At 43.1% G+C, this 26,000-nt stretch carries 14 protein-coding genes and 1 pseudogene; 9 read left to right on the forward strand and 6 right to left on the reverse strand.

All coding sequences use genetic code 11. The features are described from left to right. The first annotated feature begins 45 nt into the window (after positions 1 to 45). Both IPP74_09600 and IPP74_09605 read left to right on the forward strand, forming a co-directional pair. Complete coding sequence (locus IPP74_09600; GenBank protein MBL0319521.1) at positions 46 to 1,056, forward strand: hypothetical protein; 1,011 nt, start codon at positions 46 to 48, stop codon at positions 1,054 to 1,056. Between the two features lie 24 nt (positions 1,057 to 1,080). After that, positions 1,081 to 1,668, forward strand: coding sequence for a DUF2460 domain-containing protein (locus tag IPP74_09605; GenBank protein MBL0319522.1), 588 nt, complete (start codon positions 1,081 to 1,083; stop codon positions 1,666 to 1,668). A 9-nt stretch (positions 1,669 to 1,677) separates the two neighbouring features. On the opposite strand, the gene IPP74_09610 is transcribed toward IPP74_09605, so the two are convergent. The 6 genes from IPP74_09610 to IPP74_09635 form a co-directional block, all read right to left on the reverse strand. Beyond that, positions 1,678 to 3,270, reverse strand: a complete 1,593-nt coding sequence (locus tag IPP74_09610; GenBank protein MBL0319523.1) for a hypothetical protein — start codon at positions 3,268 to 3,270, stop codon at positions 1,678 to 1,680. Positions 3,271 to 4,169: 899 nt separating this feature from the next. Then, complete coding sequence (locus tag IPP74_09615) at positions 4,170 to 5,183, reverse strand: ATP-binding domain-containing protein (protein ID MBL0319524.1); 1,014 nt, start codon at positions 5,181 to 5,183, stop codon at positions 4,170 to 4,172. Positions 5,184 to 5,187: 4 nt separating this feature from the next. Continuing rightward, positions 5,188 to 6,489: a UvrD-helicase domain-containing protein gene (locus IPP74_09620; GenBank protein ID MBL0319525.1), complete on the reverse strand. Its 1,302-nt coding sequence runs from the start codon at positions 6,487 to 6,489 to the stop codon at positions 5,188 to 5,190. A 517-nt stretch (positions 6,490 to 7,006) separates the two neighbouring features. Then, complete coding sequence (locus IPP74_09625) at positions 7,007 to 8,299, reverse strand: adenylosuccinate synthase (GenBank protein MBL0319526.1); 1,293 nt, start codon at positions 8,297 to 8,299, stop codon at positions 7,007 to 7,009. Positions 8,300 to 8,396: 97 nt separating this feature from the next. Continuing rightward, complete coding sequence (locus IPP74_09630; protein MBL0319527.1) at positions 8,397 to 9,398, reverse strand: NAD(P)-dependent oxidoreductase; 1,002 nt, start codon at positions 9,396 to 9,398, stop codon at positions 8,397 to 8,399. Between the two features lie 98 nt (positions 9,399 to 9,496). Beyond that, a complete protein-coding gene (locus IPP74_09635; GenBank protein ID MBL0319528.1) occupies positions 9,497 to 13,756 on the reverse strand; it encodes an ankyrin repeat domain-containing protein in 4,260 nt (1,419 codons plus the stop codon). Between the two features lie 456 nt (positions 13,757 to 14,212). On the opposite strand from IPP74_09635, the gene IPP74_09640 reads away from it, so the two are divergent. The 7 genes and pseudogenes from IPP74_09640 to IPP74_09670 all read left to right on the forward strand — a co-directional run bounded on the left by IPP74_09640 (position 14,213) and on the right by IPP74_09670 (position 25,529). Continuing rightward, on the forward strand, positions 14,213 to 16,339 hold the full coding sequence (locus tag IPP74_09640; protein MBL0319529.1) for a hypothetical protein: 2,127 nt from the start codon (positions 14,213 to 14,215) through the stop codon (positions 16,337 to 16,339). Positions 16,340 to 16,465: 126 nt separating this feature from the next. Beyond that, the gene (locus IPP74_09645; protein MBL0319530.1) at positions 16,466 to 17,215 is read left to right on the forward strand and encodes an IS5 family transposase; all 750 of its coding nucleotides are present in this window, start codon (positions 16,466 to 16,468) and stop codon (positions 17,213 to 17,215) included. Positions 17,216 to 17,409: 194 nt separating this feature from the next. Further along, positions 17,410 to 18,900, forward strand: a complete 1,491-nt coding sequence (locus IPP74_09650; GenBank protein MBL0319531.1) for a replicative DNA helicase — start codon at positions 17,410 to 17,412, stop codon at positions 18,898 to 18,900. A gap of 216 nt (positions 18,901 to 19,116) precedes the next feature. After that, positions 19,117 to 19,827 carry a transcriptional regulator CecR gene (gene cecR, locus IPP74_09655; protein ID MBL0319532.1) on the forward strand — a complete coding sequence of 237 codons (711 nt, stop codon included), beginning with the start codon at positions 19,117 to 19,119 and terminating at the stop codon, positions 19,825 to 19,827. Positions 19,828 to 19,876: 49 nt separating this feature from the next. After that, entirely contained in the window at positions 19,877 to 21,352 is a 1,476-nt protein-coding gene (locus tag IPP74_09660; protein MBL0319533.1) for an efflux transporter outer membrane subunit, read from the forward strand. 31 nt (positions 21,353 to 21,383) lie between these two features. Next, positions 21,384 to 22,457, forward strand: coding sequence for an efflux RND transporter periplasmic adaptor subunit (locus tag IPP74_09665; protein ID MBL0319534.1), 1,074 nt, complete (start codon positions 21,384 to 21,386; stop codon positions 22,455 to 22,457). A 1-nt stretch (position 22,458) separates the two neighbouring features. Continuing rightward, positions 22,459 to 25,529 (forward strand): annotated as a pseudogene (locus IPP74_09670) (efflux RND transporter permease subunit). The last annotated feature ends 471 nt before the right edge of the window (positions 25,530 to 26,000 follow it).

A 26,000-nucleotide genomic window follows, 5' to 3' on the forward strand; every position in this document is an offset into this window, starting at 1 on the left:
TCATTTAGTCTTATTAAGACAATAGGTTAGATAAGAGGGGTTATTATGCCAGAAGGTGCAGGTCCTACCGGACCCTCAGGCGGTGAGGGGAGAGGGTTTATTCCAGGGGGTTATCGCACGGGAGAAGAACGATCCGACTCTAAGGCCAAAGCACCTCATAAACCCAGTCAAGATTGGGTACATAAAAAATTTGCAGGTGCAGAGAATGGCTATAATAAAAGTAAAAATGAGGCAGAGAAATCGGCAGCAAAGCATTTTTCCAATGCGGTATTGGCCGAAGAACGTCGTAATCCGGCACTTGCTCAACAGTTCAGGAGCCGTGGCGAAGAAGAACTTAAATTAGCTGAAAAAGCCAAGGAAAATGCCAGGATCTTTAAAGAATTAAAGGAATTCAGACAGTTAACCAAAAAAATTGGTGATTTGGGTATTACGGCTTATCAGTTTTTGGATGCCGATCTTAATTCAGCTGTGGATATGCTTGTCAAGGGTATTATTGAGACTGCACCTCAGGTATCAAAAGCCTTAATTGGAAAAATAAAGAATATTTTTCAAACCAATATGAAAGCCGCAGACCAAGGTCGTGTTGCTAGTGATAATAAGCAGCAAGAAAAAGACCAATCTCAGGTTAGCACAGCTAAAGCCTTCCAACGGGAATATTTACAGGCTTCGCCAGAGGATAAAATAAAATGGGGTAAGAGAATTGATGAGGTGGCGCATGATACCAAAGCAACTGTGCAGGTGATGCAGGAATTTCTGGACCAACAACCTAAACAATCTGTTGAAAAAGAGTTTAACCAAAAAATCTTAAGTCGTTTAAGTCCAGAAAAACAAGAAGATATTAAAGCGCAACTGGATCGCCTTGGACCAGCCGAACAACGCATTCAAATGCGGACAGCTATTGATAATTTCAATCGTTCCCTAGAAGGAAAGTTGGCGTCGCACGGACGCGGTGAATCGACTCAGCCACCTGGGGAAACGTTAGGCTTACGTGAGCGTGGCAAGTATCAACGCCAAGAAGATGAAAGACGATCACGCCCAGGTTCGCATTCAAAATAACACTAATCTTTCCAAGGATCATTTATGTTTGCTGAAGTCCGCTTTCCGGAGGATATATCCTATGGGGCCGTGGGTGGCCCGCAATTTTCGACCGATACGATTAGGATGCAAAGCGGCAAGGAACAGCGAAACCGCAATTGGAAACAGGCACGTTTGCGCTATCAGGTAAGCTTTAGTCTACGCACACAAAAGCAAATGGAAACATTGTTGAGTTTCTTTTATGCCAGAGGTGGTAGGGCTGAGGGATTTCGCTTTAAGGATTGGTCAGATTATTGCGTGTGTGGGCAGGTGCTAGGTACTGGGGATGGTAGCCATCGTCAATTTCAATTGGTAAAAGGCTACGGCACTTATCAGCGTAACGTATGTAAACCGGTTGAAGGAACGGTAAAGGTCTATGTGAATCATCAGAAACTCGTAGCAGGATATTCCATGGATGCGACAAAGGGAATCCTTTTATTGGATGCACCACTTCCCCCAGCAAGTCAGCTAAGTGCCGATTTTGAATTTGATGTGCCCGTGAGGTTTAATGCCGATTATTTACCGATTTCCATGGATGGAAAAGGGATATTTTCGGTGAAAGACATTGAGTTAGTAGAAGTGAATGTTGAGTAGAAACATTCACTAATGCTGAAGGTTCTGTTGTTTGGAAACCTGGTTACCTTGCACGAGTGACTGGGCTTCGGAATGGTTGAGCTTAAAGGTACGGGAAGTACTGCCAAGGCCAAACGCCTTATTCAACGTTTCAGCCGCAGCATAGGTGGTGCAGTTAATGATGTAGTGATCTTCCTTTAATGCGAGGGTAAAATCACATGTACGTGTCTGTAGAGCACTCTTGAGCCTATCTTCTAAACTGATGTTTACTGCTGAAATAGGTTTCGTGTCTGGATAGAAAAAATTTGTAAGCAGATGAGTTTGCTCAGCTGACAGCAGTAACGGGGGTTCCGTAGACGTTGGAACACGCACTACCGAAGCTGAGGAACCCTTTCCTTCCTGGTTATACAAACGAGTTGATTGATCCTGAGGGGGGATCACGGGGTGGGTTATCGGAACGTGTAAAGGAGCAGGGGGGCTTGGCTTGGTATAATCCTTTGTTTCCACGCTCAGATTTTTGCATGGAATGGCGCGTAATGCTCTGTCTAATGTTCTAAAAAAACTTCCTTTGTTCTGCGTTGAAAAAACGGTATACCTGCCATTATCTTTGGATTCTTTGGTAAAAAATGAGGATAATTCACTGAATTTAATTGCATTTATGGCATCTTGGTTGCTTAATTGTAAATGTAAAGACGGTGCATACAAAGAAGTAGCCTCTTCCACTTTGTCAATCTGTACCTTCATATTTAATACTAAAGTCAGGGCATCGGCAAGGGTAAGACGGTGGTAGCGCAAAAATTGGTTGATGCTTCCTAGTTGGATATGCCCAGGTAATTTCGTATCGGCATCAACGGCATAGGATCTGCCATAGATCTGATTATAATAGGTCTCTAGTTGCGATGTTTGCATTAATCCTGATGAATCTTCGATATACGTTTTTTCTAATATCGCTTCCTTTAAAACCGAAAGTGGTATTCGAATTCCCTGGCGCTCCAATTGTCGTAAGATAAGGGCTTGCATCACAAAACCGGTACGTGAAATACCACCATTGCAATTGATAGGCAAGACTTCGTCTGCGAGCACATATCTCTCAATCGTATCAAGTAGTGCATTTAGTTTCTGCATGGCTTTGTCACTGTTGTCATCAATCGTGCCATGATCACTCCAGGTTTTGTATTGAAGATGCCTGATTGTCCGAGAAGTAGTTTCATTGTCATTCAAATACATTAATTCCGATTTCACTACTTTAAAATCGGGGGTTTCTTCCAAAGTCTCAGAAGCTGAAAGTTGAAATTTTCCAAATTGCTGACCAGACATGTTTTCTAAATGATGAAGTTGTCCTTCAGACGGTTTCACCGTTAATGTCAGGAAGTTGTTCACGCCCTCGTTCCAAAATAACGCCAGGAATGTTTCCAGTGCCGAGGGATCATCAATACCAGAATACGTAATAAAACTATGAAGATTTCTGCCAAATGGAAGTGTGGTCTTATTCGCCACAACAGAGACTTCTCCACTAACAGTGGGTACTTTCAATAATCCTCTTTTTTCTCTTTCTTCGGTAACAGCAATAAATCGATTTCCGACAGGTTGAATAACAGGTGGGTTTAAAAGTTTGATTGTCATATTTCCATATTTTTTATATAATCAATAAATAAGTTATATCGCATATTATGATTTAATCAATTTATATTGTTATTTAGAAGATTGAAATAATGGAATTTTGCTAGTCGCAAAATAGTTTTGCGCTGGATCTCCAGCCCATTACGCTTACGCTACATGGGCTGAAGATGACGGAGTGTGGGGCGTCATTCTCAGCCTTTTTAAGCAGTATGAGCCGCAGGCGAGTGCTGCTTTAAAAACTAGGAATCCAACACAAAACTTTGTGATTTAAGCAATATATATTGTTATTTAGAAGATTGAAATAATGGAATTTTGCTAGTCGCAAAATAGTTTTGCGCTGGATCTCCAGCCCATTACGCTTACGCTACATGGGCTGAAGATGACGGAGTGTGGGGCGTCATTCTCAGCCTTTTTAAGCAGTATGAGCCGCAGGAGAGTGCTGCTTTAAAAGGCTAGGAATCCAGCACAAAACTTTGTGATTTAAGCAATATATATTGTTATTTAGAAGATTGAAATAATGGAATTTTGCTAGTCGCAAAATAGTTTTGCGCTGGATCTCCAGCCCATTACGCTTACGCTACATGGGCTGAAGATGACGGAGTGTGGGGCGTCATTCTCAGCCTTTTTAAGCAGTATGAGCCGCAGGCGAGTGCTGCTTTAAAAGGCATTGAAATAATGGAATTTTGCTAGTCGCAAAATAGTTTTGCGCTGGATCTCCAGCCCATTACGCTTACGCTACATGGGCTGAAGATGACGGAGTGTGGGGCGTCATTCTCAGCCTTTTTAAGCAGTATGAGCCGCAGGCGAGTGCTGCTTTAAAAGGCTGGGAATCCAGCACAAAACTTATTGCGCGACCAGCGCAATTATCATTTTTCTAGACCTAACTGCAGCAAATTCTCACATTATACAGATTCTAATCGGTTCACTTTAGCCTTCACAATCGTCTTAACCCCGCCGCGATCGAAGCGTATATCTAAGTTTGATTCCATCACCACAACAACCGTACCTTGCCCAAAAATAGGATGCACCACCCGATCGCCTTTTTTAATGCGTGCTGGTGTTGATGATGTAGATGAGGATTTTGCTGAAGGAACAGGAACCGATTTCATAAAACTTTCAACGGATTTCCCAAAGGCTGCTTTAGGTGCCGTGGACTGCGAGTTAAAACTACGTGGTTGATCCCATTGCGGAATCTCATCATCCAGCGATGATGTCGGCGTGCGTTGAGAATAATATTGATTGCCCGGGCTGTAACCAGTGCTGCCGCCCTGACGGGTCGTATCTTTAAAAATAATATGCCCTTGTGGTAGTTCATTGATAAAGCACGAAGGAATAGCATTAGACCAATGGCCAAATAAACGACGACGCTGACAGAAATAAATATAAGCGCGGCGCTTGGCGCGGGTAATGCCTACATAGGCGAGACGGCGTTCTTCTTCAAGTGCATGATTGCCTGAATCCTGGATGGCGCGTTGATTCGGAAATAATCCTTGTTCCCAGCCAGGCAAAAACACCACTTCAAATTCAAGGCCTTTGGCTGCATGCAATGTCATGACGGTCACCTTGTCGATGTCAGCTACCTGGTCGACATCGGTGGCCAGGCTGACATATTCTAAGAACGTGGCAAGGGTGGCATAGCTTTGCAGGCTTCGTAATAATTCCTGGATGTTATCCACGCGCTGCAGCGAATCGGAGTCGGGATGCTCTTCCCACATTTTAAGATAACCCGTATCATCAAGCAGCTGTTTGGCAACGATTGAAAAATGGGTGGTTTCCAGCATCTGCGTCCAATTGTTCATGTGGTCGCAGAAGGTGGACAGTGATTTTTGAACCTTGGCAGAAAATTGATTGTCGCGCAGTAAATGCTGTGTTGCTGCCAGTAGGGGAATACCCAGTGACCGGCTGGTTTGATACATAAGTTCAAGGGGTGCTGTCGCCTACCCCGCGTTTAGGTGTATTAATAATGCGCTCAAACGCTAAATCATCCGATGGTTGAATTAACAGGCGCAGATAAGCAATCACATCTCGCACTTCTAGCCTTTCATAAAATTTGAAACCGCCGATAACCCGGTAGGCAATACCAAGACGTGTAAATTGATCCTCAAATGAACGGGTTTGGCTGCCTGCTCTTACCAGTACGGCGCACTGATAGGGTTTAAATCCTTCTTTGAATAAATCAAGCATGGTATTGCCAACCAGATAGGCTTCTTGCTGGTCATCCCATACTTTGATGACATGGACTTTCTCCCCTTCGGCAAGCGTCGTACGCAAGGTTTTGCCAAGCCGTGCGTTATTATTTTTAATTAATCCAGATGCGGCAGCAAGGATGTGAGGGGTTGAGCGGTAATTATCTTCGAGGCGGATAATTTTAGCGCCTGGAAATTCATGCTCAAACTTTAAAATATTGCCTACTTCAGCCCCTCGCCAACCATAAATGGATTGATCATCATCGCCGACGCAGCAAATATTTTTATGATGCTGTGCAAATAATCGCAACCACAAATATTGGGTGACGTTGGTATCTTGATATTCATCAACCAAAATATATTTAAATTGATGCTGATAGTCGCGCAAAATCTGGGGAAATTCTTTAAATAGCTTGAGATTCAGGAGTAGCAAATCACCAAAATCCATGGCATTGAGTTGCTTTAATCGTTCCTGGTAGCGAGTGTAAACGTCGATCGGATCCCAATGCCCCTTGCCAAGCAGTCGGTCTTCATTGACCAGATCTTCCGGCAGAAGTCCTTTGTCTTTAAAACGCTGAATGACCTGGAGTATCGATTTTCCTGAATATTTTTTATCATCTAAATTAGGGAAAAGCTCCTGCAAGACCTGACGCATCAGGCGTTCCTGGTCATCGGTATCGATAATGGTAAATTGATGGCTGTAACCTAGGAGATCGGCATGACGGCGCAGAATACGAACGGCAATAGAATGGAACGTACCGAGCCACAAGCCACTGGTATAATCGCCGATAAGTTGGTGAATACGATGCTCCATCTCCCGTGCTGCTTTATTCGTAAAGGTAACCGCAAGAATTTGCCCAGGCATAGCAAGTTTTTGCGTGAGGAGATAGGTAATACGGCTGGTGAGTGCTTTGGTTTTTCCTGTTCCTGCTCCTGCAAGGACCAGTAATGGGCCTTCTGTCAAGAGAACAGCTTGCCGTTGGGCCTCGTTTAACCCTGCAAGAAATGTATTCGTAGAGGAATCCGTATTATCCATGTAAATCCCTTATTCCAGATAAATGAAACATGAGTATGGAGACATGGGATTTTCAAGTCAAGAAAGGTTTTTTTAAAAGAGTGCGAATTTTTTTTGACAATTAATTAAAAAAATAGGCTATAATCACAGATGACTTGTTTGGGAATGAACGGGTGAGGATGATGCTCTAGGTTTTGGGTGCTAGAGATTGGCGCTAGAGATGTGATCTGGTGGGGTTGGGAATAAGAGGGAAATGTTATGGGGGATGCTCCAGATCACATCTCTAGCTAGGCCTGGTTTCCCTGGGCCTTGAGAGGGTTTTTATTTCGTGTATCCCTTCAACTGATAATCATTGTAGCAACTTATTGTTGCACTAATATGACAAAAGCGCATATTTTTAAAAAAAATCTTAGAAATCAAAAAGAAACACGTTTTATTTATGTTATTTTATCTCAAAAAGTCCGATTAAATAAAGAAATAGCAGGGATTGCGTTCATCGTGCAATCACTGCTATTTAGTCTAAATCTTGATTGGGTATCTACTTCTCAAACGGATCTTTCAATAAAATCGTATGATCGCGTTCTGGGCTGGTAGAAATCACCGTAATAGGAATTCCAGTTAATGTTTCCAACCGTTTGATGTAATTACGCGTTGCTTGTGGAAGCCCTTCGAGTGAATTGATACCGGTAATGGTTTCTTTCCAACCAGGCATTGTTTCGTAAACAGGTTCAACCACTAATTGTGCCGCAGAAGAAGAGGGGTAGTAATCAATGGTTTCACCGTGTAGGCGATAGCCAACACAGATTTTAATCTCATCAAGGCCATCGAGAATATCAAGCTTGGTTAAAGCGATACCATGCACACCAGAAAGGGTAGCTGCTTGTCGAACCATGACGGCATCAAACCATCCGCAACGGCGGCTACGTCCGGTGACGGTTCCGAATTCTTTACCTTTTTCACCCAGATGCTTCCCTACTTCGTCTTGAAGCTCTGTGGGGAAGGGGCCGCTGCCTACGCGGGTGGTATAGGCCTTGGTAATGCCAAGTACATAACTATGATGATTAATGCCAAGGCCTGTACCTGTATACGCTTGCGCTGCAACGGTATTGGACGATGTCACAAAAGGGTAAGTACCGGCATCAACGTCGAGCATTAATCCCTGTGCACCTTCAAAAAGAATGCGTTTGCCGGACTTAGCCAATTTATCCATTAATTTCCATCCTGGTGTGGCAAAAGGCAGTACCTGGTCGGCTATGGCCAGCAATTCATCCATAATGGTTTGTGCTTTAACTTCTGGTGCATTTAATCCACGCCGGATAGCATTGTGATAGAAAATCAAACCTTCGACGCGATCTTGCAGGTAGTCACGGTCGGTTAAGTCGCATAAACGGATAGCCCGGCGCGCGATTTTATCCTCGTATGCAGGTCCAATGCCGCGGCCGGTGGTACCAATTTTGCTTTTACCGCGATAGGCTTCAGCTAATTGGTCGATCTCACGGTGTAAACTCACAATGAGGGGAACCGTGTCGGCAATCGCTAAATTATCCGTTGAAACGGGAATACCGGCTTGTTTAAGCGTATCAATTTCTCTAAGAAGGGCATAGGGGTCTAGCACAACTCCATTGCCAATCACTGCCATTTTGCCTGGGCGGATAATACCGCTTGGAAGCAAGCTTAATTTATAGGTAGTCCCTTGGATAACGAGGGTATGTCCGGCATTGTGCCCACCTTGAAAACGAGCAACAACATCCGCTTTTTCGGATAACCAATCAACTATTTTACCTTTACCTTCATCGCCCCATTGGACGCCGACAACCGTTACATGGCTCATGAATAACCTTTTCTAATGATCAAGCCGAACGAGTGTATAAGATATCGAAACAAGATGCAACAAGACTGAACAATCTCTGCGTTTCACTTCACAGATGCTAATAATCTAAGCTAAAGGGGCGCGGGTCATAGCCTAGTTCACTGCGAGCCTGGCTATCGTCAAATAGCATATCACGTTCCATTCGTAAGATGGTTTCAGAATTAAAGGGGCCAAAGGGAAAATATTCAAAGATTTTCGGCAATGATTCCAGCTGGAATATACGCGGTTTTTTATGATAGCGGTGAAACAGGAAAGTCACAATATCACGCATGGTCATGACATCTCCACCTTCAATGGAATAAATTTTATTCCGACTGATGGGATTGATAAAAGCACTCAGCATTACCTGGGCGACATCATCAGCATGGGTAGGGGCGCGTTTCCCTTTTCCTTTACCTGGAAAAAGAAAGATACTGTAACGCTTGATCATGTTATCAAGCAGTGTGATATTTAAATCCAAACCATACCCATAAATGAGTGAAGGTCTGAAAATGGTAAACGCGATTCCAAATGCAGCGCATTGTTTTTGGAGTTCCTTTTCAGCTCTATGGATAGCCTGAGCTTCCAGCTGTTCCTTTTTATTGGGCGATTTCGATTTCGTCATCACCGAAGTGGAACTAAGCGCAATGATATGCTGCACATGCTGACTGGCTAATTGCGGAATATGTTGAGGTAGTAAGGTGATGTTCACCGTTGAAAAAACAACACTGGTGGGATTAGGCAGGATCAAAGGCTGTTGCGTCAGATCAGCGGTAAACCAGGTTAAATGAGAATGGGTCAGAGGCACTGATGTGACATGCCTGGAAGCAAAAACCTGTGCATCACCAGCAAGCAGTCTGCGTAGCAAGGCAACGCCTACCTGGTCGGATGTACCCAATATGGTAACCTTAGGGCTGTTTTCAAAGACAGGTTGGTTCATGCATTTGGTGTGCAACAGCGCTAACCGCCGCAGATTGGTATCATGCGCGGAAGGATAAGGTATAATAAGCCTGTGAAGCGGGTTTAAAAGCTTCCAAAAAAATTCGTGCATGACATCATTATGCGTAAATTGAAATTCCATTATACCTTTAGTTGTGCCAGTCGACAATACAGAAAATTAACGGGGATCATTGAGGGGCCGTTCAATCGCATTTTTATAATATCCATCCATGTGTCCTCTTAGGATAGATACCGTGTCGATTTGACAGTTCCTTCCTGATTAGTTGTTTTGGTAGACTTAATCGATTCCTTTTTTAAGTGACTATTTTTGTCATGAGTAGGTAATTGATTCGTGCGTGGAACGGATGGTTCATCATTTGCGTATTGCCTTTCCAAGGGGGGCTCTTTAATCACCAGATAATCGCTGGGAACAGCTCCATTTTCTAGAAGGGTTTTTTTAACTGCACTAAACTTCTCAGTGTCATTACATGAGAGAGCATAATCTAGTGGCGTAAAGCCCAATTCATCGTGAGCATTAATGGGAGCGCCATAAGAAATTAGCAGATTAACAAGCACAACATTGCCTATTTGTGCAGCATGATGCAAAGGTGTGGCGCCATTGTTTGCTACAGTATTGCACGAGGCATTATGTTTAAGCAGCTGACTAGCTAATATTTCATTTCCGCATAGGACAGCACGATGAAGCGGTGTAAATCCTTCACAATCTGGTTTTAAAATATCCAGTCCTTGCTTCATCCATGTGCTGAGAGGCTCTTCTATAACTAAAAGATGGAGTTTATTTTGCCCCCAACTATCACAAGAGTTGGCATGCTTGATTAAACCTTCAAGGTGTTCTTTTGCCTCCTTATTCTGCTTGTTTTTGCTGTCTACATCATGCGGTTTTCTTCCTTTGTTATTTGGTATCCTAACATTTGCTCCTCCACCATAGAGTATGTTGATTTTAGCTATACTGTTTTTCAACACAGCTAAATGCAGCGGGGTATTACCTTTATTATTCTGAATGTTAGCGTTGGCCCCATGGTTGAGTAGGAGATGCACGAGGTCTTCGTTTCCGTACCATACAGCCAAATGCAGGGCTGAGTTTCCATCAGTCGCTGGTTTATTGATATCTGCACCAGAACTACAAATAGCGTGAATAAAGTCAACATCAACAACATGGCCTTGTTTAATCATACGATGTAATAGATTTATATCCTGGTTTTGGCCATTGTTTTCATCGCGAGTATATTGATACTTGCGTGGAACGGATGTTTCATCATTTGCGTGTTGCATTTCCAAGGGGGGCTCTTTAATCACTACGTCATCGCCGTAAGCAGCTCCATTTTCTAGAAGTGTTTTTTCAACTGCTCCCAACTCCTCAGCATTTTTACAAGAGAGAGCATAATCTAGTGGCGTAAGGCCCTCTGTATCGATAGCATTAATGGAAGAGCCATGAGAAATTAGCAGGTTAACAAGCGAAACATTGCCTAATGCTGCAGCATGATGCAACGGTGTGACGCCATTTACTGCAGTATTGCAAGGGGCATTATGTTTAAGCAGCTGACTAACTAATATTTCATTTTGGTGTAAGACAGCAAGATGAAGCGGTGTATATCCATCAACATCTGGTTTTGAAATATCTAGTCCTTGATTAATCCATGTGCTGACAGGCTCGTCTGTAATAAAAAGATGGAGTTTATTTTGACCCCAACGATCACAATGGTTGGCATTGTTGATTAAAACTTCAAGGTGTCCTTTTGCCTCCTTATTCTGCTTGTTTTTGCTGTCTACATCAAGTGGTTTTTTTCCTTTGTTATTTGGTATCCTAACATCTGCTCCCCCATGATAGAGTATGTCGATATTAGGAATACTGTTTTTCAACACAGCCAAATGCAGCGGGGTATTACCTTTATTATTCTTAATGGTAACATCGGCCCCATAGCTAAGTAGGAGATTCACAAGGGCGTCGTTTTTTTGCAACACAGCCAAATGCAGGGCTGAGTTTCCGGCATTCGATTGTTTATTGATATCTGCACCTAATTCAAGAATATAGATAATATCCTCAACAAGATGGTCTTGTTTAATCATACGATGTAATAGAGTGTTACCATTAACGTCGCGATAATCAATACGTGCACCGTTTTCAATCAGTTTTTTACATTCATTTGTGTTTTTAGCAGAAATAGCACGTTCTAATGCTTCAAAATAAAGAGCGTTCACGACGTCAATTGCCAAAGATTCCGCAAAATCATCATAGTCGGTAGTATTAGTGAAAGCCGCTTTACATGTTATCAAACGAAGCAAAGAAGGGTCTATAGTAGCACCGTGCTCCTTCAACGCAAAGAATGTCTTGAAATCACAGAAGATGAAGGCATAAACTAGTGGGGAATAGTTAATCTTATAGGGGGGCTCAGGCAAGTCGATGTGTTCATTATATTTAACATCAAGATTAGCTCCTATTTTGGCAAGTAATTTGATGAATGGGACTATATGAGGATTGGATGGAAATGAATTCATGAAGCGCAACGCCGAACCATCAGCAAACTCATCGTTTGAATTTTTAATTGGTTTGATAGTGTTTTTATAATTCAAGATATTTGATTGGATGTTGGTTTCATTCTCGACCTGATAAATTTCTAAAAGGAGCGCAATGAATGACTGATTGCTCATAAATCCTCCAAATTCTCCAAATCGTTTGATCCAGAGATCATGCATTATCAGTTGCTCTGCTGCGTCTAAGTTTCCATTTATAAGTGCCTGATAAAATGGTAAATGTGATAAAAATTCAGAGGGGCTGGGGGTGTCTGGAATTACAGTGTTTATAGTGGCTCCTTTTGAAATAAGATCTCTGATCATGCGTGCGCTCGCAAAAGGGGCTATTAATAAAAATAGATCATCACTAGTTTCAAGTGGTGGTTCAGATGGTGAAATGTATTTTATTCTTTCCTTAATATCTGCTCCATACTCGACGAGTATTCGTAATGCTTCTTCATCCTTGAGGTGGATTGCGCAATGTAGTAATTGATTACGGTTAGATTGAAGGCTGTCATCATTAAATGTAAAAATTTCAGAATTTTTCGATGATAATAAGGCACGAAGACGTTTGTAGTCTTTCTTATAAATAGAGTAAAATCCAATTGCTTGGATTAATTGGTTGTATTCGGGGCGGTTCTCTTTTGTTTTAGGATTATTTGCCTTCTGCATCAATAGGTTAATCGTATCGTCTGAAATAAATTCAACAGCAGATTGCAGCGGTTTCTTTTCATGCGTATGATTTACCATTGGGGTAATATGAAATGTTTCTCCCGCATTGAGTAGGATACGGATGGCCTCATCATTTTTAAATGTATATGCCACCGGGATAAGGCTATTAGGTGCCGTCTGCTTATTCTTATTCTTGATGGGATATGCATCGATCAACTGGCTAAGCACCGTATTGTTCCCAATTTTAATGGCTTCAGAGCATAATAATCGTGCATATTTAGCCACTTGCGAGCTTTTTGCTCCATACTCTAAAAGTGCGATTGCCGCAGAAAAATTTTGGTGTTCCAGTGCAAAATCAAGCGCTGTCTTATCGCCACATAAGGTATGCATATTGATGTGATGTGCATCGATCAACTGCCTAAGCACCGTATCGCTCCCAATTTTAATGGCTTCAGAGCATAATTTCCCTGCATATTTAGCCACTTGCGAGCTTTTTGCTCTATACTCTAAAAGTGCGATTGCCGCAGAAAAATTTTGGTGTTCCAGTGCAATATCAAGCGCTGTTTTTTTCTCAACGCCGTATTTGGCATTTATGCCTCCACCAAGCTCTATAACACCCTTCATAGCTCTAAAGTCTGCGAACGTTGCCGCCATAGATATAAGTGACATGTCTGCACATTGGTTACTGAACTTTCCTCCTGCTTCGAGAAGCTGGATTAGTGCGTCACTAGATTTCTCTATGCAAGCAAAGACCAATAGATTTGTTTTGTCGGATTTGGAAAAATCATTTTCCTCCTTAACCACTTCAGGAAAAGATAAAATGGCCTGTGAAAGTTTATCATAATCCTTATCACTGATGCATCTTCTTATGAGCACATACTTTTCTTTCAAAATGTTTTCGGGAGGAAATTTTTGCTTCGACATTTCATCCAGCAAAACTTTTGCGGCAGAAATATTCAGCGCTAAAATGATCTCCGCCATTGGTGAAATATACCATAATTGTTCACCTAAGAGAGATCGATGGGATTCTATCAGCTTTTCGATGGTCTTACCTGAGGCAAATTTTGCTACTAAAGTCAAAATAGATCGCCCATGGTACTTGTCTTGCAAGCCCATATCAAGAAGTAAACTAAACGCACTATCATTCTCATTGACCAGGACTAGATTCAGGATGTCTTCAATTGTTTGATTATGAGAGTACTTAGGGATAAGAAGGAACTCAGATAGGTTCTTGAATGTTTGCATATCATTTGATTGAAGAGCTTCGATTATTATTTTTCTTTCATTTTCGTGCATGTGTTCTATCTCCTGGAGTAGTTTTAATTTGTTTTTATACTATAAATTTAAATTGAATTAAAGTTTTTTTTAACTTTTATATTTTCTTCTTTTTGTATGCTTGCCAAGCTGTAAATCATGCTCTTAACTCTACACCACACTACGCCATATTCCTCAATCCGAGTGGATTCCAGGGCCTCATCAAATGAGATATGATCCAAAAAATCCAGCAAAAGAGGCATTCTATAAAGGAACTAAGAAAGGTAGCAGGACGGGATCACAAAGCACTTCATGCCATTGTGCAGTAAACCTCTATATGAATTAAATCAGGTCTTTCTACGATATTATTAACTAATACGCAAATTTAGATGCGTTTGCCCTGATTTCGTTGTCTATTTATATTGACATACATAAAAAATATTCTAAAATACACAAAAATTATCACTACTTTTTTATTATCAATCAAGCAATGAAAAAATGAAATCTATAGAAAAACTCAAAACTCAACTTAAAATTATAATACTACTTCACAACGCAAAAAAAGGAAATTTTAATGAATTTGACCAATCTATTCTAGCAGATATGGATATGGATCAGTTGATAAATTTGATTGCAGCAGTGCGATTCAATGATCAATTTCCAGACATTTTTTCACTAGTTGATGAGTTTCAAAAAAGGAGAACTACAGGTCCATCTGAAGAATCAATAGTAGATGCACATCTCGCAGTTTTAGCTGGAATAATTATAGAAGGAGGATACAAATATTGCGCTAAAGAATTGCTAGCAAAACTAGAAGAAACAGGCTCGGTTACGAGTTTATTAGAAGATCATAAAGATCAACAAATTGAACGTTTGCTACGCAAGAAATCTGTAAGAGATCTTCTATTGATTGGTAAAAATATTCATTATTTAAGTGATGTGTTTCCATTTTATATAAAAGACATGTCAGGGCCAGAATATGAAAGAATGCGTGATTTGCAGACAGAGGTGACAAATTTGGCATATTCTAAAAACAACAATCCAGTATTATTACCTAAGGGTAAACGGAGTAGACGCCCTAAAGGTCTTAGAGAATGGCTGCATGAATTGTCTAACAATAGTAACCTTACTGAATATTTAGATAAAGCAATTAAGTGTAACCACGTAGCATTTGCAGAGTTAATTGCTCATAAATTAATAATAAACAATAAAAAAACTGAGCTATCATCATCTTTAATGGGTGATTGTCTTACACATATACTAGAAATGCGTGATGCAGCCAGATTTATTACTACATTATGCAAACTAGAAGTTGCTCCATGGTTCCTGAAAGACGGTACAGTAAATGAAGATACACTCTTTCATCAACTTTATCATGGTAATATCCCTAGCAAAGCTCAGCTGATTGTTGATTTATCTAATAACGGAGTTATACCCAATACCGTTCTGTTTAGAATTTTACATGAATGTGTAAAAACTGATCGGGAGCTATTCTTCGAACTTTTCAAACATTGTCATCAGCTTGGAATTCTACACTGTGACTTTAAATATTACGTATATAATACGACAGGATCTGTGGAAGACAGAGTGGATAAATTACTAGATGACATTTTTGGAAATGATGTTAATACATCTCATAAAAATCAAACTCTTTCCTTTTGGCAATTAACTGAGCTATATTTACATAAAAATTTAGATAAAAGTGAAAAGAACGAAATAATAAAGGGTCTGTTCATAGGGAGAATTCGAAAAGATTACAGCAATACAATAGATCCATTTGTTTCTTTCATGACTTCTTTAGAAGAATATGCAGAGGAGTTTCCCATAGAGCACCCACTCAGAAATCAAAAGAAAGAGATAGACGTTACTATCCTTCGACTAATTGAGGCTGATGACTTTTTTTATACATATGAAGATGAAAAAGAGCTAGGACTGAAACTGAAACAAAGAGTCGAGGATTATTTAGAAAGTAATAAATCAATTAAATCTGCCAGAAATATTACTAGTACAGAAAAGCAACCTCCAAAAATAAAATGTTCTCAAACTCAAAATAACCAACCGGCTAATTTATTGATTACTAATGAAAATCCGCTAATAGTGAAACTACGCAATACTCACGAAAACTTTGACAAACTGAAAAAAGTTCTTGAAGAAATTCGTCAAGCCGAAGACAGCGATAACAAACGAGCTGCTTTAAACGAGGCTTTGATTGCTGTTATTACTTGCCCTACTAAAGGACGCCGAAAAGAAGTCCAAAACGAGATAAAATTGTTGAAGGAAGCTGGAGCTGACCTCAATATGGTTGATGATAATGATAGGAATTTAGTTCAGATTGCTATCCTATTGAGTAAGCCAAATCTAGCTATGTATTTGATTAATAAAGGAGTGAATTTGCCTAATGGAGTGGATATTTTAGATCCGGATCAGAAGATAAAATATCCTAAGCTAGCAAAAATGATTGAGAAAACACTTCAAGAAGGCCACCCCAGCGTGTCTTCAAACCCTGAAGTGGCTGCTGACACATCCACCCAAACTGTTTCACGATCTCAGAGACACAAACCATCCAAGATAACGCCAGCTAAGCGTGGTGATCAATCTAACAAAGATACATCTCCTCGGCGCTAAAGTGATGCAACAATTCAGTCTTTAATACTTTAGGGCGTGTCCTCAATTATGCTTTTGCATATAAAATGGCTGCAAATTAGCTGAATATATGAGATTGTTCCTTAATATTGAAGGGAGGTTTTACATATGGTGCGACAATTTTTAAGCGATTCAATCTGGGAACAACTTCAAAGGACAATGAAAGCGAAAGGATGCCATCGCTGGAAAAATGATCGTGCAGTTATGGAAGCCATTTTATGGAAGCTTCGTACAGGAGCTCCCTGGCGAGATGTTCCTGAGGAATTTTGTCCCTGGAAAACAGCCTATAATCGCTTTAACCGTTGGGCTGCGAAAGGGTTATGGGAGAATTTTTTTTTGAGCTACGAGGAGAAATTGATACGGGAGTGGGTATTCGCCGACGGAAGTTATGTCCGCGCTCATCAGCATGCAAGTGGAGCTCGGCGTGGCGAAGAACGTGCCATCGGAATGTCTAGAGGAGGAGCAACTACTAAGATTCACATTGCCGCCGATGCGCATGGAAATCCGATCGATTTTCAAATCACTGGGGGTGAAGTCCACGATGCCAAAGTAGCCGATAAAATCATCGGAAAGATAGGAGTGGCAGACCATTTTATAGCAGACAAAGGCTACGATTCCGAAGCAATCCGAGCGCAAGCCAAAGAGGCGAGGATGAATCCTGTTATTCCACGAAAATCCAATAGCAAAAAGCCAAACCCAGAGTTTGACTCGTATCTATACAAGCTCCGCCATTTAGTAGAAAATCTTTTTGCCAGAATGAAACACTTTAGAAGCATTGCAACACGATTTGAAAAATTGGCTCGAAATTTCAAAGCTAGGCTCTTTCTAGCCTGTACATTCATTTGGATATCAAATTGAGGACACGCCCTAGAAAAATTCAACAAAAGAGACAGTCCATAAAGGGGCTCAGAAAAGTCGCAGGTTGGGACAACAGAACACTTCAGGCTATCTTGCAACAAAAATTATGAATGTGGCGCCCTGAGGCGGGATATTTTAGGGTTCCAAAGATTCTTTTTTGCGCTTATAGTCTATAATTAAACGGATACATAATTATGCTTGATAACGAATTAGTACGTGAATCGACCCCATCGCAATCAGCGACCGAAGCCGATGCAAACTACCGTCAGCCACCTCACAATCTGTCAGCGGAACAGGCGGTGCTTGGGTCGCTTTTGGTTAACAATCAAACCATCGATAAATTTGGTGACTTCCTCCGTGAAGACCATTTCTATGAACCGGTGCACCAACGTATCTTTGCGGCTATCATACAATTGATCGACCGTGGTATGGTAGCAACACCGGTAAGTTTGAAACAATATTTCGATAAAGACGAATCACTCCATGATGTAGGAAAAGCCGAATATCTTTCGCATCTGGCGTCCATGGCTTCTACTATTATCAACAGCCTGCATTACGCGAGGATTATTTATGACTTGGCGTTGCAGCGCAAGCTGATTGCCATCGGTGAAGATATGGTAAACCAGGCGTTTGAACATGATGTGCAAGTATCGGCTAAAGATCAAATTGAACAAGCTGAGCAATGTTTATTTAATCTGGCCAGTGAAGGCCATTCCGATTCAGGATTTCGCCATTTGAATGTGTCGCTTAAGTCGGCAATTGACCGTGCTGATTTAGCCTTTAAACGTAAAGAAAAAATTTCTGGTATTAGTACTGGCTTTACCGACCTAGACCATTATCTGGGTGGTTTGCAGGATTCGGATTTATTGATTCTGGCTGCCCGTCCATCGATGGGTAAAACGGCACTTGCGATTAACCTTGCCTTAGAATCTGCTAGATTCTTAAAGAAACGTGCGCCGGATCCATCTAACCCACCTGGAGTTGGTTTTTTCTCACTGGAGATGTCGGCTGAACAATTAGCCACCCGTTTGATTTCTGTGGAAACTACGGTTAATAGCAGCAAAATGCGTGTGGGTAACTTAACCGAGCATGATTTTGAAAAATTAGTGCAGGCGACCAAATCATTACAGGATTTGCCGATTTTTATCGACGATACTCCGGCCCTCAGTATTGCCGCATTAAGAACAAGGGCCAGACGTTTGAAACGTAAGCATAACCTTGGTTTGCTGATGATCGACTATCTCCAGCTGGTCAGGGGGTCATCGAAAATGTCTGAAAGCAACAGGGTACAGGAAGTGTCCGAAATTACCCAGGGCTTAAAAGCCATCGCCAAAGAACTCAATATTCCGGTACTTGCACTATCACAGCTATCGCGTGCAGTAGAGCAACGCGATGATAAACGCCCGCAATTATCGGACCTCCGTGAGTCTGGAAGTATTGAGCAGGATGCCGACGTGGTAATGTTTATTTACCGTGAAGAATATTACGTAGCCAGGAAGCAACCGGCCGAAGGCTCACCCAAATTTGGTGAATGGCAGGATCAAATGAACCAGTGCAAAAACCAAGCCGAGATTATCATTGCCAAGCAACGTAATGGCCCAGTGGGCGTGGCGAAATTATACTTTGATTCAAATTCAACCCGATTTGGAAATCTGGCAGAAGAGGATTTGGTGCCGTATGTGTAAGATTGCTGGGTGATGCTCATTTTTTGCTTTTCAAAATGAGTCCTCTTGCATGTCGCATGTAGCCACAACCTAGCAAAAATCGTTCCTTTTTGCCCACGACTCAATCGAAGATTTTCTAGTCCCACGACGAATGGCTCTTTTTAAAGTTAATCAATCGATTGATTAACTTTAAAAAATGGGTTAGACTAATGAGAATGACAGAAGTTGGATTCGCTTATGCAACAAAAAACGACATCTACGACATCTCCTAAACAGGTTCGGGGCGAGCAGGCGCGGCAGAAGCTGGTGAGTGCAGGGCTTGAGCTCTTTGGTGACCTTGGGTTTGAAGCTGCAAGCACCAGGGACATCGCCAAGAATGCTGGCCAAAATATTGCGGCGATTACCTATTATTTTGGTAATAAAGAAGGATTATACATTGCTGCGATTGAAGAAGGGTTTAAGCAATGCCCACAAACGAATGGAGAAGAGCGTGAGCAGTTAGAAGCCCTTTTGAATGACAGCAGCATTTCAAAAGACTATTATCTTCAGGCTATCAAGCAATGGGTAAGGGGGGCGGTCATGGCCTTGGCGGTTGAGGAAAAGGCTAATTTAAGCTTTACCAAATTAATGTTCCGCGAGCAATTTGCGCCAACGCATATGTTTAAAAAAGCCTACCAGACCTTGATTGCGCCGATGCATGAGCCTTTTTTACGGATGGTTGCTGCCTATCTTGATGAAGACCCCAAACAAATACGCACCACGCTTACGGCCCATGCATTAATTGGACCTTATTTAGGTTTTCGGGTGGCGCAGCAAATGGTGCTATTAAAAACAGGCTGGGAAAAAATCAGCAGTAAAGAAGCTGAAATGATAGCGGATATCGTTGAAGAACATATTGAAATTACATTGCGCGGATTGCGGGCAAAGCGAAGTACCCATGCCTCATAAATTATTGACATCATCTGCCCGAATGCAGACATTATCTGTGGTGATAGTCATGTGCCTTTCATCAGGCTGTAATCTGCAGTCAGCCTATAGAAACCCAGATCTTCTGTTGCCGCAGCATTGGTCGCGTGCGGATAAAAACACCTCTGAAACAACCCAGTCAGATCATAACCATAATGAGCCATCATCTGCCACTGCTCACTGGTGGAAAACATTGAAAGATCCGGCCATTGATGACTTAATGGCAGCAACCTATGCAAGCAATCCAACGCTAGAGCAAGCCCTAGCGCGAATGGATGAGGCGCAAGCGGATTTAGCCGTGAATAAGTCGGCAATGTTCCCTTCGTTATCTGCCAGTACGGATGCTTCAACGGCGAATACGCATATCTCTGGCGGTAACAGCTCCGGTGGAGGAAGTGTCGGCTCGGGGCAAATAGCAGGGCGTAGCAGCACAGGTTCTGCCGGGGTGTCTTTGCACTGGGAGCTTGATCTGTTCGGGCGAATTCGTAATTCGGTTAGAGCGGCACGTAACCATTTAGATGCACGCACGGCTGATGCTGAAAGTACCCGCCTTACCTTAAGCGCTAAGGTTGCTGATACTGTTTTGGATATAAGGGCTTGCCGTTTGGTAGAGCAATCTTTAACGCAGGATGTGGCATCTTATCACAAAACACTTGAACTGATCCGCTTGAAAAAAGCAGTAGGCCTGGCTGCCGATGTCGATGAAGCCAGTGCCCAAAGAAATGTGGCTACGGCACAAGTCAGCCTTACGTCACAGCATGAAATATGCCAGCAGCAGCTCAATGCGCTGGTTGCAATTAGCGGAAAATCAAGGGAAATGGTGGATGAGCAATTAGCAAAACCACTGGCAAATGGAGTGGCTATGCCTGCAGTGCCAGAGGCAACACTTGAAATCCCAGCGACGTTATTGCGTTTACATCCAACACTTAAATCGGCAGACAAAGACGCCCAGGCTGCCTGGGCAGATATAGGGGTTGCAAGGGCGCAAAGGCTGCCGAAGATTGACTTGGCAGCCGCTTTAAGTGGTGAATGGATCCGCTCGGCTGGTTCCACAATTAATCTGCTTACCTGGACGCTTGCTCCTAGTGCTGCAGTTGATGTGCTTGACGGCGGCAAAGGAGCTGCAAATGTCAGTGCAGCGGAAGCCCGCTACCGCCAGGCTGCAGCTTTTTTGCAGACCAATGTGCGTTCTGTAATTGAAGAGGTCGAAAATGCCCTGGCAGCAGAACAATCAGCGCAAGAGCGCAAAACATCAACTCAACTGGCTTTAAGTGCAGCACAGACTGCGTTTGCCGCTAAAGAAAAACAATGGAAGAGTGGTACTATCAATCTGTTAGAACTTGAAGATGCCCGCCGCCAATTAACCTTGGCAGCCAATAATGCAACCAGTGCCGACCGTGACCGTGCCAAAGCATGGGTCAATCTGGTCAAAGCCACGGGAAATTCTCTCACTCATTTGGAAAATGAAACTTATGGAACATCACCCCCACCACAGACAGTCGAATAATCAGGTTCCGCATCGATCCTTCCGCTTCTGGATGATTGTTCTCTTAGGCATTGCCGGACTAGTCATCTTGTTTGGAGGTGCGATCGTGGTTAATGCCGGTGGGCAGCGTAAAACGGCAACGAATACTACGTCGCAACCATCAGCGGCCTTAACGGTAAGCAGTGCCAAGGCCAGGGAAGAACAATGGCCGGAATCGGTGAAAGCCTCGGGTGCGATCGCTCCCTGGCAGGAAGCCGTTATCGGGGCTGAAATCAATGGCCAGCGTTTGGTTGCCGTGAATGTGAATGTGGGTGATAAAGTTAAAAAAGGGCAGGTACTTGCCCGTTTTAATACCGATACGCTGCAAGCTGAGCAGGCTGAACTCAACGCTAACTGGATGAAAGCTGAAAGTGACCGTAAACGGGCCGTTGAACTCAAAGACAGTGGCGCCCTGAGCAGTCAGGAAATAGAATCATTTGAAAATTTGGCCGCTGTTGCCAAAGCACGCCTGGATTCTAAAAATATGCAATTGCGATATGCTGAGGTGATCGCTCCCGATGAGGGGGTGATCAGTTCGCGCACGGCAACAATAGGCAGCGTTGGCAATGCCGGGGCTGAGCTCTTCCGCATGATCCTTAAAAACCGCCTTGAATGGCGCGGCGAATTAACTGCCAGCCAGCTTGTGCAAATGGATACGAAGCAGGTAGTAACGCTTAACTTGCCCGATGGTACGGTTGCCCATGCGATCGTTAGGCAGACATCGCCTTCACTGAATAGCAATTCGCGAATGGCTCTTGTCTATGCCGATATTGAACAAGCCAACGATAGTCATGCCATGGCAGGAATGTATGCAGATGGTTTGATTGTGCTTCGTCAATCGACGGCAACGATTATTCCAGCACAAAGCGTGGTAATCCGAGATGGCCATAGTTACGTATTTAAGCTTCAGCAGCCAGGTGCCGCCATCACGGGTGTCCGTATGGTAAGCGTGACGACAGGGCGGCATATTGGTTCTAATATTGAAATAACCAGCGGCATTAAAGTCGAAGATGAGGTTGCTGTTGAGGGCGCTGGATTTTTGAATGATGGCGATCACGTACGTATTAGTAACCAGTCGGGAAAATAATATGAATCTTGCAACCTGGTCTATCCGAAATCCTATTCCATCGGTTTTGCTTTTTATCATGATGACTCTTGCAGGCTTCTATGGATTTAAACAATTGCCGATTCAAAATTTGCCGGATATTGATTTACCTACCGTAACGGTGTCACTGATTTTGCCGGGAGCCGCGCCATCGCAGCTGGAGACCGAAGTAGTGCATAAAGTTGAAAATTCACTGGCTACACTGACAGGCTTGAAACATATTGCCACGTCGATTACCGATGGTATGGTTTCTATCACAGTTGAGTTTGTGCTCGAAAAAACTCTATCAGATGCTTTGATTGAAACCAAGGATGCTGTTGACAGCGTCCGCGCAGATTTACCGACGGATTTACAGCCACCGACCGTGAGCGCTGTCCATGTGGGCGGCGCCCCTTTGGTTACCTATGCGATTTCGTCAAAATCCTTGGATGAAGAGGGGTTGTCGTGGTTTGTTGACGATACCGTGAGTAAATTATTGCTGGGTGTCAATGGAATTGGCCGATTTGAGCGGGTAGGTGGGGTAAACCGTGAAGTCAGAATTTTCGTTGATCCAACAAAAATGGCAGCCCTGGGTGTAACCGCTATCAGCGTATCGCAGGCACTCAAACAAGTGCAGATGGAGTCATCCGGCGGACGTGGGCAGATTGGTGAGGTGGAGCAATCTGTTCGGACTATTGCCACCGTTAAACAAGCTTCGGATTTAAACGCGCTGCAAATAGCGCTTCCCGATGGCAGGTTTATTCGGCTTGATCAAATTGCTACGGTTTCGGATTCCTTTGCGGAGCGAACGCAAGCTGCGTTGCTGGATGGAAAATCAGCGGTTGGTTTTCGTATCTACCGTTCCAAAGGCGCCGATGAAACCAAAATTACCAGCGCTGCTAAACAGACGCTGGACCAATTAAAAGTAAAATACCCCGATCTGAATATTACCGAGATTAACAACACGGTTGATTACACGCTTGAACAATATCATGGCTCAATGGACATGCTGTTTGAAGGAGCAATCCTGGCGGTGATTGTGGTCTGGTTTTTCCTGCGTGACTGGCGGGCAACGTTAATATCGGCGGCAGCATTGCCGTTATCGATTATTCCTACATTTGCAGCGATGCACTGGCTGGGGTTTACCTTAAACACCCTAACCCTGCTTGCGCAGGCGGTGGTGGTTGGTATCCTGGTTGATGATGCAATAGTAGAAATCGAAAATGTGGTACGCCATAAACGCATGGGCAAAACCATCCTAAAGGCAGCCGAAGAAGCGGTAAATGAAATTGCCATGGCGGTTATTGCCACAACCTTGACATTGGTGGTGGTCTTTTTGCCAACCTCCTTAATGAGTGGCGTGCCAGGATTATTTTTCCGCCAATTTGGCTGGACGATTGTGATTTCGGTTTTAGTCTCACTGCTGGTGGCTCGGCTTTTAACGCCAGTGATGGCGGTTTATTTCCTGAAAGAAGAACCCCATCAAACGCATCCTGATGGAAAAATAATGAACTGGTACCTGAACGCTGTGCGCTGGTGTTTACATTACCGTAAAACAACATCGCTGTTTGCGGTTGGATTTTTCATTGGGTCGTTAATGCTGGCATCGCATCTTCCTACTGGTTTTATTCCTGCTTCGGATCGCGGTTATACGAATGTGAGTATTGAATTACCCCCTGGAAGTTCTCTTGCTAATACACTTGCTACCGCAGAAGTGGCACGCAAATCGGTATCCGGAATCAAAGGGGTAACGCATGTGTTCACAGCCGTCGGTATTGCCCAGATGGCAGGAGGGGGGCAGTCGCAGGCGGGTGAAGTGCGCAAGGGAACCATGATTGTTTCATTCGCCCCGCGCGAGCAGAGGCGCTCACAGGCTGATATTGAAAGCGATATCCGTAAAGCGCTGCTTGATGTACCAGGTGCACGCTTTACGTTAAGTGCGGGTGGTCCAGGTGAAAAAATGCAGATTCTTTTTTCAAGCGACAATGCAACCGCGCTGACCGTTACCGCTAAAACACTGGAACAGCAATTGCGCGGCATCGGTTCACTGAGCAATATCAGCTCAACTGCTAGTCTTGACCGCCAGGAAATAGTCATCCGGCCGCGTGCCGATAAAGCCGCTGAACTTGGTGTTTCAACTCAGACGATTGGTAATATTGTCCGTGTGGCAACGGCAGGTGATTTTGATCCACAATTAGCAAAACTAAACCTGGATAACCGCCAGGTGTATATCCGAGTGCGTATTCCCGATGAAGCCCGCCAGGATATTAATACCATTGCCCAGCTGCGTGTTCCAACCCGCAACGGCACAACCTCACTTGCCAGTATCTGTGATATTTCAACCAGTACCGGGCCATCGCAAATTGACCGTTATGATCGGCACCGCTACATTACGGTAAATGCCGACTTAGGGCTCCCCTTGGTGAAGCTTTAGCCAAAGCCAAGGCATTACCGGCAATACAGAATATGCCAAGCAGTGTTCAATTAATTGAAACAGGTGATGCCGAAATCATGAAAGAATTATTCAGCGGTTTTGGTATGGCGATGCTGACTGGTATTCTGTGCGTTTTTTGTGTACTGGTTTTGTTATTCAAAGATTTCTTCCAGCCGGTTACAATTCTTTCGGCTTTACCGCTGTCCCTGGGTGGTTCAATTGTTATGCTGCTGCTGACGCATTCGCAAATGAGTTTACCTGCCTTGATTGGAATTGTGATGCTCATGGGAATTGTGACTAAGAATTCAATCCTGCTGGTTGAGTATACCATTGTGAGCATGCATGAACGCGGCATGAGCCAGTATGACGCTATCTTGGATGCATGCCATAAACGGGTGCGCCCGATTGTGATGACCACGATTGCGATGATTGCAGGTATGCTGCCGATTGCCCTGGGCTTTGGCGGGGACGCCAGCTTCAGGCAATCTATGGCGATAGCGGTTATTGGCGGATTAATTACATCCACGGCTTTAAGTCTGCTGGTAGTACCAGTTACCTTCACCTATATTAACGGACTTAAAGTGTGGTTAGGGCAGTTTTTTAACAAGAAGCACCTTCCGCCCACCGATCTGTTAACCTAATATTGTGCGAAACAGCAGATGTTTGGAGTGTGGTAATTATCTTCCTAGCCATATTCTCGTTTGAAGTGCAACATTATGACCTTTCTTTAGGAAGGCCTCTCATTAGGAGTTATCCAATAGAGGCGTTCCGAGGTATCAGATTATAGCTTATAATGAACTAACGGTTGAGACTTTTCATTAAACGGTGTCAAGTAATGTTAAGCTTGATTCTGCCATTAAAGTGGCAATTGAGCTGAGAGACGATAATAGCCCAATTAACGACAGGTATGGTCCCACTTTAGCAGAATTTTCTGATCGGCACGACCAATTTGAGCAATGCGTTTTCAGCTTTTTCTTTAGATGTCGCCTGGTAGATAGCCACATTCCATCTAACGATATGTTTTGTATAAATATCTTTATTATAACAAACGGTGTCATGGCCTGAATGTTCAAAGGAGCTCGCCTATAGTCCGGCTCGCATTCGAAAATTTG

The organism is Alphaproteobacteria bacterium, from assembly GCA_016722515.1.
In the GTDB taxonomy this organism is placed as follows: Bacteria; Pseudomonadota; Alphaproteobacteria; order Rickettsiales; family JADKJE01; genus JADKJE01.

What these genes read in the sequence shown, in the direction of transcription:
- IPP74_09660 (MBL0319533.1), top strand. Translation starts at nt 19,877, where the DNA reads ATGTGCCTTTCATCAGGCTGTAATCTGCAGTCAGCCTATAGAAACCCA.
- IPP74_09600 (MBL0319521.1), top strand. Translation starts at nt 46, where the DNA reads ATGCCAGAAGGTGCAGGTCCTACCGGACCCTCAGGCGGTGAGGGGAGA.
- IPP74_09635 (MBL0319528.1), bottom strand. Translation starts at nt 13,756, where the DNA reads ATGCACGAAAATGAAAGAAAAATAATAATCGAAGCTCTTCAATCAAAT.
- IPP74_09665 (MBL0319534.1), top strand. Translation starts at nt 21,384, where the DNA reads ATGATTGTTCTCTTAGGCATTGCCGGACTAGTCATCTTGTTTGGAGGT.
- IPP74_09645 (MBL0319530.1), top strand. Translation starts at nt 16,466, where the DNA reads ATGGTGCGACAATTTTTAAGCGATTCAATCTGGGAACAACTTCAAAGG.
- IPP74_09615 (MBL0319524.1), bottom strand. Translation starts at nt 5,183, where the DNA reads ATGTATCAAACCAGCCGGTCACTGGGTATTCCCCTACTGGCAGCAACA.
- IPP74_09625 (MBL0319526.1), bottom strand. Translation starts at nt 8,299, where the DNA reads ATGAGCCATGTAACGGTTGTCGGCGTCCAATGGGGCGATGAAGGTAAA.
- IPP74_09605 (MBL0319522.1), top strand. Translation starts at nt 1,081, where the DNA reads ATGTTTGCTGAAGTCCGCTTTCCGGAGGATATATCCTATGGGGCCGTG.
- IPP74_09640 (MBL0319529.1), top strand. Translation starts at nt 14,213, where the DNA reads ATGAAATCTATAGAAAAACTCAAAACTCAACTTAAAATTATAATACTA.
- cecR (MBL0319532.1), top strand. Translation starts at nt 19,117, where the DNA reads ATGCAACAAAAAACGACATCTACGACATCTCCTAAACAGGTTCGGGGC.
- IPP74_09630 (MBL0319527.1), bottom strand. Translation starts at nt 9,398, where the DNA reads ATGGAATTTCAATTTACGCATAATGATGTCATGCACGAATTTTTTTGG.
- IPP74_09620 (MBL0319525.1), bottom strand. Translation starts at nt 6,489, where the DNA reads ATGGATAATACGGATTCCTCTACGAATACATTTCTTGCAGGGTTAAAC.
- IPP74_09650 (MBL0319531.1), top strand. Translation starts at nt 17,410, where the DNA reads ATGCTTGATAACGAATTAGTACGTGAATCGACCCCATCGCAATCAGCG.
- IPP74_09610 (MBL0319523.1), bottom strand. Translation starts at nt 3,270, where the DNA reads ATGACAATCAAACTTTTAAACCCACCTGTTATTCAACCTGTCGGAAAT.